Below are 8,923 nucleotides of genomic sequence, written 5' to 3' on the forward strand. Positions count from 1 at the left end.
TATGAAAAATGCAGTTAGTGTAGTATTGGCTTTCTTATTTGCGTTTATCGTTTTTACGATTGTTAGTATTCCAGCACCAGTCGCTTTGCAATTGGTGAAGTCTCATATTCCTAAAGACGTTCGTTTGGGTGCTGTAACCGGCTCTTTTTGGGAAGGTCAAATTAGTGGCGTTCAATATCAGAACCTGCGCTTTAATGATGTTAAGTGGCAGTTAAATGGATGGGCCTTATTCACCGGCCAGGTTCAAGGCAAGCTGAATTTTGGTAATGCGCGTCGCTCAGATGAATTATCTGGTCGAAGTGACTTTGCTTTTTCATTATTTGATAACAGTGTTGAATTAGGCAGAACAACACTACGTTTTAGCGTTGAACAAGCGATGCGCCAAGTAAACTTGCCGCTACCAGTCGATGCAAAAGGCAGAGTTATTCTAGAGCTTGACGAATATAATAGTGGACAGCCTTATTGTGAGAGCTTAAAAGGTGATATCAGTAGCCCCGAAATCCAAGTGAAAGGCATGTCCGGTTGGTTCAGCATTGGTGATTTAAGTGGGCTACTAAGCTGTAAATCAGGTGATATTGCCGTTGTGGTAGAGCCTGAAAATTTACTGGGTTTGCGTGCTGATGCAACGTTGGCGGAAAATATGCAATTTAAGGTTGCTGGCAATATTAAACCTGATGCGTCATTGCCTAAAGAGGTTCATGATGCCGTTAAATTCTTGGGACGTCCTGACTCTCAAGGTCGATATCCAGTGAGTATGTAGTAATGATGGATTTTAGTTATCAGCCTGCACATGAGGCTTTACTTGTGAATTATCTGAGCCAGCGCGCTCAGACATACCCTGACGTACTAGAGCTTAAATCGTTAGAAGGTTTTTTGTTTGCAACCATATGCAGCCCTGATGGCATTGAGCCAGAAGCTTGGTTAAGTCATGTAACCGGTGCAGACGAACAGGTGTCTGAGGATGTTGTCTTTGCATTTTTAGCGCTACACCATCATATCAGTGAGCAAGTTTTTTCAAGCGGTTTTGCACTCCCTTTTGATTTGTCTTCCCCCTGGAGTGATAAGCAGTTATGGAGCACTGGATTTTTGCATGGTTGCCAAAGTTATTTGAATAAACTGAATCACAGTGACAGTCTTTCAGATGAACTCAAGCAGGCACTTGTAACCAGTACAGAATTGCTGGGCTTTTTCAGCTTACAGTTCGATCAGGTGGAGGTATATTGTAAATCAATTGAAGTCGGTATTGAGACATTCATTGAACAACAATACCAGCTGGCCTTAGAAGTAGCACCAGCCTACGCTGAATTAATAGAGCAAGTTGCTCTAAGTAGTGGCTTATACAGCGAGTAATTTTGAGATGTAGTTTGAGTTATTCAACTCAAGCTACATCTAGTTCGATATGAGTGCAGCCTTTTGCGCATTGTGCCGTTGCCTTCTCTCCTTCTTTAACCGCAACATTTAACGAGATTGCTTGACCGCATGTCTGGCAAAGGACGGTTTGTCCCTTCGCCAATTTTTTGAGTAACGCTTTTTGGTCGTTAAATGAGCGCGCTCGAAGTTTGTTAAATTGCGTTATGTCTATCATTAAAGCTCTGCCTTTCTTATCGCTTTTGTCGTCACATCACAAATAGTTTGTAATTTTGGTCCGAAGAAGTACAAATTGAGTTCATGTTCTTGGCAGAAGCGTACGTGAAAAACTTTTACTTTTTCATCAGTAGCAAGTGCATCTTGCAGATATTCTTTTTCCGATGCTGTGAGGTCTATCTCTTTAGCAATTTCATGCCGTGCTTGTTTTGCAGCAAGGCTATACTGAGTTTTGCTGGTTTCACCAAGGGTATCGACACCTTGTTGTAGCAGTTTATCTCTAGGCTCCTTGATCAAAGGGTGATCAATAGTGAACAACGCCAGTATAATGAGTACAAGTAACAGGTATTTTTTCATAAAGCTCGCAAATTTGATCTATTCGACTCAATCAAAGTCACAGTGTAATAAAATGCAAGAATCAAAAGCAAGCGAATTGCTCAGGAAATATTCGTAGTTTTTGCCACCGTCGTGCGATTTATGGCTACGCTAATAGCGAGCTGTTGCATATAATATCCTTAGTAAAAGTAAGGTCACTGTAGCGAGTAACCTGTCCAAAGCACTTAAGGAGCTTGTATGGACAATAAAATTAAAACCAAGAATATCCCTGTCGAGATTCAAAAACCGGAGAACCTTCAGCCGGATAGATTTAACCCGCGTAATCGTATTTATGTACGCGCGGTGAAAGGTATGCACCAATTGCTGCGTCAGCGGATCGGTTTTTTGGGTATGCTTGCCTTTATGCTTTTGCCCTGGCTCAATTTTAATGGCCAACAAGCAGTGCTGTTTGATTTGTTTGAACAGAAGTTCAATATTTTTGGCCTGACTTTGTGGCCACAAGATTTGACGATTCTGGCATTTATTTTAATGATTGCGGCGTTTGCCCTTTTTTTAGTAACTACATTTTATGGTCGTGTTTGGTGTGGCTATACATGTCCACAAACCGTCTGGACATTTATTTTTATCTGGTTCGAAGAAAAATGTGAGGGCTCTGCAAATCAGCGAAAAAAGCTCGACCAACGCCCTATGGACTTAGATAAGTTTCTTCGAAAAGGCGCAAAGCATGCTAGTTGGCTCGCCTTTTCGTTTTATACGGCGGTCACGTTTGTTGGTTACTTCACACCAATAAGAACACTGTTACCTGATCTGATGATGTTTTCAGCAAGCGGCTATGCCACTGTCAGTGTTGTGGTATTTGCGGTGTGTACATATGGTAATGCGGGTTGGATGCGGGAAATCATGTGCTTGCATATTTGCCCTTATTCGCGGTTCCAATCTGCCATGTTTGATAAAGACACTTTTACCGTAAGCTATGATAACAAACGCGGTGAAGGCAGGGGACCGCGAGGCCGTAAACAAGACCCGAAAGAACTAGGCTTAGGCGATTGTATTGACTGCAAATTATGTGTCCAAGTTTGCCCAACAGGGATAGATATACGCAATGGGTTACAATATGAGTGCATAAACTGTGGGGCTTGCATTGATGCATGTGATGGTGTGATGGATAAAATGCACTATGCGCGAGGTTTAATTTCATATACTACTGAGCGTAATTTAGAACATGCAAAACGAGTAACTCAACCAGTGCGCCCTAAGTTGATTGGCTACGTACTTATTTTATTGATTTTAAGCGGCGCTTTGCTTGTTAATATCGCGATGCGAAAAACATTTGAGTTGGATATTATCCGCGATAGAAACCAATTATATCGAGTTAATTATGATGGCATGGTTGAGAATACCTATACCCTCAAATTGATAAACAAAGCGCAGACAATGCAAACTTTTAATATTGCGGTGAGTGGCCTCGAGCATTTTGAACTTTTGGGTAAGCAATCTGCGACAGTTTCAGCTGGTTCTACATTAGATATCCCCGTTTCTGTGGTGATGGATCCATATGACCTAACAAAACCCGTGACTGAGTTTCATTTTGTACTATCGAGTGACTCAGCACCTGAGTCTCAAATTTCCCAGCCAACAAACTTCTTCAAAGGACGTTGAGCGCTTATTTTGGGGGATATACATTAAGTATGTTCCCCAAGCGATAATATATTTTTGCTTCAAAACATACTTGGCTTTATCCTATTGTGCTGTGGTCTAAAGGCTTTATGTGCCAATACCAACACTTTTCACACGATTAATGGACAGCAGCAATGAGCGACTTTAGCTATCAAAACCTCACACCAGATCTGATTCTCGATGCAATCGAAAGTATTGGGGTTTACCCAGAATCTGGGCTTCTTCCTCTTAACAGCTATGAAAACCGCGTATATCAGTTTCGCAGTGATGATGCCAAGCGCTATGTTGTAAAGTTTTATCGTCCTCACCGTTGGAGTGATGAACAGATTAAGGAAGAGCATGCATTCTCATTTGAACTTGCTGAGTCTGAAGTACCCGTTGTGTGTCCTATCAAACAAGATAATACCAGTTTATTTGAACATCATGGGTACCGCTTTGCGTTATTCCCAAGTGTGGGCGGAAGGCAGTTTGAGATGGATAATCTAGATCAACTTGAAGTCTTGGGGCGTTATATAGGCCGGCTTCACAGTGTGTCTAAAAAGTATGATTTTAAACATCGTCCCAGCGTCGATACTGACAGTTTTTTAAGACAAGCAAGCCAAGATATTTTGGCTTGGGAGTGTTTACCCCAAACCCTACATTTGGCTTTTTCTACTGTTTTAGAGCAAGTTGTTAAAAAAACGGAAGAAAAATTCACAGTTAATGATACGATCAGATTGCATGGAGATTGCCATGCTGGCAATATTCTGTGGTCTCAAGAACAATTAATGATTGTAGACTTAGATGATTGTCGCCAGGGACCTGCTATCCAAGATCTATGGATGATGTTAAATGGCGACCGTCAAAACCAAGCATTGCAATTAGACACTTTACTCGGTGGTTATGAGGAGTTTAGTGACTTAGACATGACTCAATTACAACTAATTGAACCGCTGCGGGCAATGCGTATGATCCACTATATGGGGTGGTTGGCAAAACGTTGGCAAGATCCTGCATTTCCAAGGAACTTTTCTTGGTTTTCGACAGACAAATATTGGGAACAGCAGATCTTGGCATTAAAAGAACAATTGGCTGCGCTTGATGAGCCAGCTCTAACAATTTATCCATAAAATTTAAGAGAGAAAGTACATGTTGAAATCGATTAAAGTGGCTTTGCTGGCGCTATGTATGCCAATTGCTGCAATGGCTGCTGAGTTTAAAGAAAGTGTGCATTACGAAACACTATCATTACAGAAAAGTAAAACGCCACGAGTTGTGGAATTCTTTTCATTTTATTGCCCTCATTGCTATAAGTTTGAAGGCCCCGCAAGAGCGTTGCATGCCAGCCTGCCAATAACTGTTCCTTTTGAAAAGATCCACGTTAATTTTATGGGGGGGATACCTCCAGAAGCACAGCAATACCTAAGTTATGGTTACATCGTGGCCAAGCAATTTGGTGTTGATTCGCAAGTGGTTGATCAAATTTTCAAGACCATCCATGAACAAAACGGCCGTTTTGCTAGCATGAAAGACGTGCAGAAGTTACTAGAAGCGCACGGTGTATCAGCTGAAAAGTTTGAATCTACATTGGCGAGTATGCCTGTTATTGCAGCTGAAAAGGCAATGCAGGACGATCAAAAACGATTTAGTGAAGCTGGTGCACTTAAAGGTGTACCTACATTTATCGTCAACGATAAATACCGTGTAATTACAAATTCTTTGAGAAGCCAAGCTGAATTCAACGAATTAGTTAAACACTTATTAGAAAAATAATGGTTGGAGAATAATATGTTGAAATCGATAAAAGCTGCGTTGTTAGCGTTGATGTTACCTTTGGCTGCAAATGCTGCCACATTCGAAGAAGGTAAACACTATGAAGTGATTGCAGAGCGCGGAACAAAAAAGCCTGAAGTGACAGAGTACTTTTCATTTTATTGCCCAGCGTGTAATAACTTTGAAGGGTTAATTGAAGAGTTTAAACCAAAATTAGACGACGGTGTTAAATTTAAAAAGAGCCATGTTGATTTTATTGGTAGTCGCGACCCTGAACATCAAAAAATGATTGCTACAGCTCTGGCAACCGCTGAGGTTTTACCGCAGAAGAAGCAAATTGTGTCTGCGATGTTCAACCATATTCACACAAAGCGCGGTAACTTTAACGAGCTTGCGGATATCAAAGACGTATTTGTTGCACAAGGCGTTGATGGTGCCAAGTTTGACAAAATGTACAAGAGTTTCTCTGTGCGTACTAAAGCTTCGAAAATGGCAAGACAGCAAAAACAGCTGCAAGAGAAAGGCGCTTTATCAAGTGTACCGACATTTATTGTCAGCGGTAAATATAAGTTAGTACTTGGCAGAGATTCAGGCATCACCAGCCCTGATGATATTGCGAAATTGATTAACTATTTAGCTAGCAAGTAAGCTCGCAAGATAAATAAAAAACCCCGCAATTGCGGGGTTTTTTATTTCGGGATAGCGGTATTATTTACGCGTTAAAAATACACCGGATTCAACATGATGTGTATATGGAAACTGATCAAATATCGCAATGCGCTCGATTTTGTGAGTTTCACTCAAAATATCAAGGTCACGTTCTAATGTGTCTGGGTTGCAAGAAATATATATAATATTGTCATAGTTACTGACTAATCGGCAGGTCAGCTCATCCATACCTGCACGAGGTGGGTCAACTAGTATTGTTTGGCAATTGTAAGACTGTAGATCAATGCCATTGAGACGAGAGAAGCTGCGTTTTCCTTTCATTGCGTCCGTAAACTCTTCACTCGACATACGGATAATATCTAAATTGGAGACCTTATTGGCTGCAATATTATATTGCGCGGAATGTACAGACGACTTTGAAATCTCAGTAGCTAGAACACGGTCAAAGTGCTCTGCTAGTGCGATAGAGAAGTTACCATTACCACAATAGAGCTCAAGTAAGTCATTCGAGAGCGGGCGTGCTATAGACTTAGCCCATGACAGCATTTTTTCATTCACTTTTGCATTAGGTTGAGTAAAGCTGTTTTCGACTTGCTGGTAAGTATATTCGGTATCGTCCACAGTCAGTTTTTCTGTGACGAAATCATCACCAAAGACAACTTTTTGTTTTCTTGCTCTACCGATAAAGTCAATTTTATAAGTTTTCTGGAGCTCTGATCTTAGTGCAGTCATCGCTTCTTGCCAGCTATCATCAAGCTGCTTGTGATAAAGCAAACTTACTAAAATTTCACCGCTTAGCGTTGATAGGTAGTCAATTTGAAATAACTTTCGTCTTAAAATTTCATTGTGACGAAGCTTTTCCATCATCACCTGCATCAGCTCATTGACTAAAGGTGCGCCAGGGTCAAAATGGTCGACACGTATTTTTTCTTTACTTTGTTGGTCAAACATAATGTGATACAAATCTTCGCCATCGTGCCATACGCGAAATTCACAGCGTTGTCTGTAATGACTGGTTTCAGAGTCATAAACTTCTAATTCAGGGGCATTAAAGCGGGCAAATTGCGCACTAATACGCTGTTGTTTTTCTGCAAGCTGCTGTTCGTATTGCGAAGCATCGATTTTGATCACGGCCATGCTGAGGCTACCTTTGTATATTGCAAGGAGGCGCTATTTTAGGGGGCGAGGAACATTTGTCCAGTGCTTAGGGCTAAAATTGCAGTTTTATTGTACAAATCACCTTTAGCTTTGTCACATATGGCCGATAATTAACTGATAGGGTATAGCGGAGAGCAATCATGAAGATCGGACAGTTGAATCAGCTGTTAAACCCAGCAATGCAGCATAATGCAGCAAAAGCAAAGCCAAACATTCCTAATATCTCAATAAATTCTGATGTTTATCAGGGGAATAAGTCTCAGGTTGCTGCGAAAGTGCTCGATGATAAGTTGGCTCAGGCACTGGGCATTGAAAAAAAAGAAGAGGCCGACAAGCCTTTTTTCGATTACGAAGAGATTGTTAAGAATGTGCTTGGCTTTGTGCAGGGAGCTATCAACAAAGCAAAAGCGGATGGTCAGGATGACGACACCTTAAAGAGCATGTTAGAACAAGCCCGTAAAGGGGTGCAAACGGGTATTGATGAAGCAACAGGTGAGCTAAAAGATTCGGGGTTATTTGATGATGAAATCTCTGAGGGGATAGAAAAGTCCAAAGAAGGGATCTTTAATGGCTTAGATGAGTTTGAAAAGGAGCTGTTTAACCCAACTCCTCAGCATTTGTCTGTCAGTGCAGCGCAATTTGCCAGTCTATCGAATAAAGCTGAGTATGCTTTTACGACAGCGGAAGGTGACGAAGTCGTTATTTCGTTCAGTGATGCATACAGTCAGTCACGTGGTGCCAGTTACGAGCGTAATGGTGATAGTGTCGGTTTTGCTTATGGCGAGAGTTCTTCTCAAGAAGTGAGTTTTTCTATCAGTGTGAATGGTGAACTTAATGGGGAGGAACAAGAAGCCATAAATGCAATGATGGAAGATATTCGTGATGTGAGTGACTCATTTTTTGCTGGTGAATACGATGATGCCTTTGAACTGGCGAAAGGCCTGAGTCTAGATAGTGAGCAAATTACTAACTTTACGATGGACTTAAGGCAAAGTAAAACGTCCGCAGCGATTGCACAATATCAACAAAGCAACCCGATGAAGGAATTAGAACAAGCATTTGCACCATTAGACAAGCGACTGGAAGGGTTGAATAGTGACGCGGAGTCTCTGGGCCTACAAGCACAGTTACCTGATATCATGGCGTGGATGAATGAAGGTCAGCAAAGGCTTAATCAATTCTTAGACTACGCGCAAAGTTACTTTAGTGCTTTGAATAGCAAAGATGATGCACAAAATAGCTAAGTCGCTTTAGTGTTGTTTATTTTCGCTCTATAGCATGGCAAACTTCGAGTCTTGAACGCGGGGGATTGAAGTTTGCCACATATTTTAGTTTTTGATTCAGGGATTGGTGGGACAAGTGTTCTATCACATCTTAAAAAAAGGATACCGTACGCCCGCTATAGTTACGTGATGGATAATGCATTGCTACCTTATGGCCTGCAATCTCAAGAAACCATAAAATCTAGATTAATATCACTATTAGCTTGGCTTGATAATACAAACCAGTCTGTTGATGTGATTGTGATTGCTTGTAATACCGCTTCTACATACGCTTTGGATACTGCGCGACAATATACGACGACGCCAATTGTTGGAGTAGTACCAGCAATCAAGCCCGCAGCTATTTCGAGCGTAAGAAAACACATCGGTTTGTTAGCGACCCCTGCAACGTCAAAGAATACTTATACTGCCAATCTAATTTCAAACTTTGCGAGTGATTGTCAGGTTGATATTTATCACACCAC

The 8,923-nt window shown here is 41.3% G+C and carries 11 protein-coding genes (1 of these 11 only partly in view); 8 read left to right on the forward strand and 3 right to left on the reverse strand.

Annotated elements, in window-relative coordinates; translation table 11 throughout:
- The first annotated feature begins 1 nt into the window (after nucleotide 1).
- Both AC2CZC_RS08605 and AC2CZC_RS08610 read left to right on the forward strand, forming a co-directional pair.
- The gene (locus tag AC2CZC_RS08605) at nucleotides 2–760 is read left to right on the forward strand and encodes a type II secretion system protein N (protein WP_484584500.1); all 759 of its coding nucleotides are present in this window, start codon (nucleotides 2–4) and stop codon (nucleotides 758–760) included.
- Between the two features lie 2 nt (nucleotides 761–762).
- Nucleotides 763–1,350, forward strand: a complete 588-nt coding sequence (locus tag AC2CZC_RS08610; RefSeq protein ID WP_484584501.1) for a UPF0149 family protein — start codon at nucleotides 763–765, stop codon at nucleotides 1,348–1,350.
- A gap of 28 nt (nucleotides 1,351–1,378) precedes the next feature.
- Here AC2CZC_RS08610 and AC2CZC_RS08615 read toward each other — a convergent pair whose 3' ends face one another.
- Entirely contained in the window at nucleotides 1,379–1,585 is a 207-nt protein-coding gene (locus AC2CZC_RS08615; protein WP_237135515.1) for a hypothetical protein, read from the reverse strand.
- Nucleotides 1,585–1,941, reverse strand: coding sequence for a hypothetical protein (locus AC2CZC_RS08620; protein WP_484584502.1), 357 nt, complete (start codon nucleotides 1,939–1,941; stop codon nucleotides 1,585–1,587). Before AC2CZC_RS08620 ends, AC2CZC_RS08615 begins: the two co-directional genes overlap by 1 nt.
- A gap of 216 nt (nucleotides 1,942–2,157) precedes the next feature.
- Here AC2CZC_RS08620 and ccoG point away from each other — a divergent pair, with 216 nt between their 5' ends.
- The 4 genes from ccoG (at nucleotide 2,158) to AC2CZC_RS08640 (ending at nucleotide 5,997) form a co-directional block, all read left to right on the forward strand.
- Entirely contained in the window at nucleotides 2,158–3,579 is a 1,422-nt protein-coding gene (gene ccoG / locus AC2CZC_RS08625; RefSeq protein WP_484584503.1) for a cytochrome c oxidase accessory protein CcoG, read from the forward strand.
- Nucleotides 3,580–3,731: 152 nt separating this feature from the next.
- Complete coding sequence (locus AC2CZC_RS08630) at nucleotides 3,732–4,706, forward strand: serine/threonine protein kinase (RefSeq protein WP_484584504.1); 975 nt, start codon at nucleotides 3,732–3,734, stop codon at nucleotides 4,704–4,706.
- 19 nt (nucleotides 4,707–4,725) lie between these two features.
- A complete protein-coding gene (locus AC2CZC_RS08635) occupies nucleotides 4,726–5,349 on the forward strand; it encodes a thiol:disulfide interchange protein DsbA/DsbL (protein WP_063361210.1) in 624 nt (207 codons plus the stop codon).
- Between the two features lie 15 nt (nucleotides 5,350–5,364).
- Entirely contained in the window at nucleotides 5,365–5,997 is a 633-nt protein-coding gene (locus tag AC2CZC_RS08640; protein WP_484584505.1) for a thiol:disulfide interchange protein DsbA/DsbL, read from the forward strand.
- A gap of 60 nt (nucleotides 5,998–6,057) precedes the next feature.
- On the opposite strand, the gene trmA is transcribed toward AC2CZC_RS08640, so the two are convergent.
- Nucleotides 6,058–7,155 carry a tRNA (uridine(54)-C5)-methyltransferase TrmA gene (gene trmA, locus AC2CZC_RS08645; protein ID WP_484584506.1) on the reverse strand — a complete coding sequence of 366 codons (1,098 nt, stop codon included), beginning with the start codon at nucleotides 7,153–7,155 and terminating at the stop codon, nucleotides 6,058–6,060.
- Nucleotides 7,156–7,316: 161 nt separating this feature from the next.
- On the opposite strand from trmA, the gene AC2CZC_RS08650 reads away from it, so the two are divergent.
- Nucleotides 7,317–8,420, forward strand: a complete 1,104-nt coding sequence (locus tag AC2CZC_RS08650; protein ID WP_484584507.1) for a DUF5610 domain-containing protein — start codon at nucleotides 7,317–7,319, stop codon at nucleotides 8,418–8,420.
- Between the two features lie 72 nt (nucleotides 8,421–8,492).
- Nucleotides 8,493–8,923, forward strand: partial view of a glutamate racemase gene (gene murI, locus AC2CZC_RS08655; protein WP_484584508.1) — the 5' portion only. It continues 376 nt past the right edge of the window; the window shows 431 of its 807 coding nt (coding positions 1–431); its start codon is at nucleotides 8,493–8,495; the stop codon falls past the right edge of the window.

Source organism: Pseudoalteromonas sp. MMG033 (assembly GCF_057197785.1).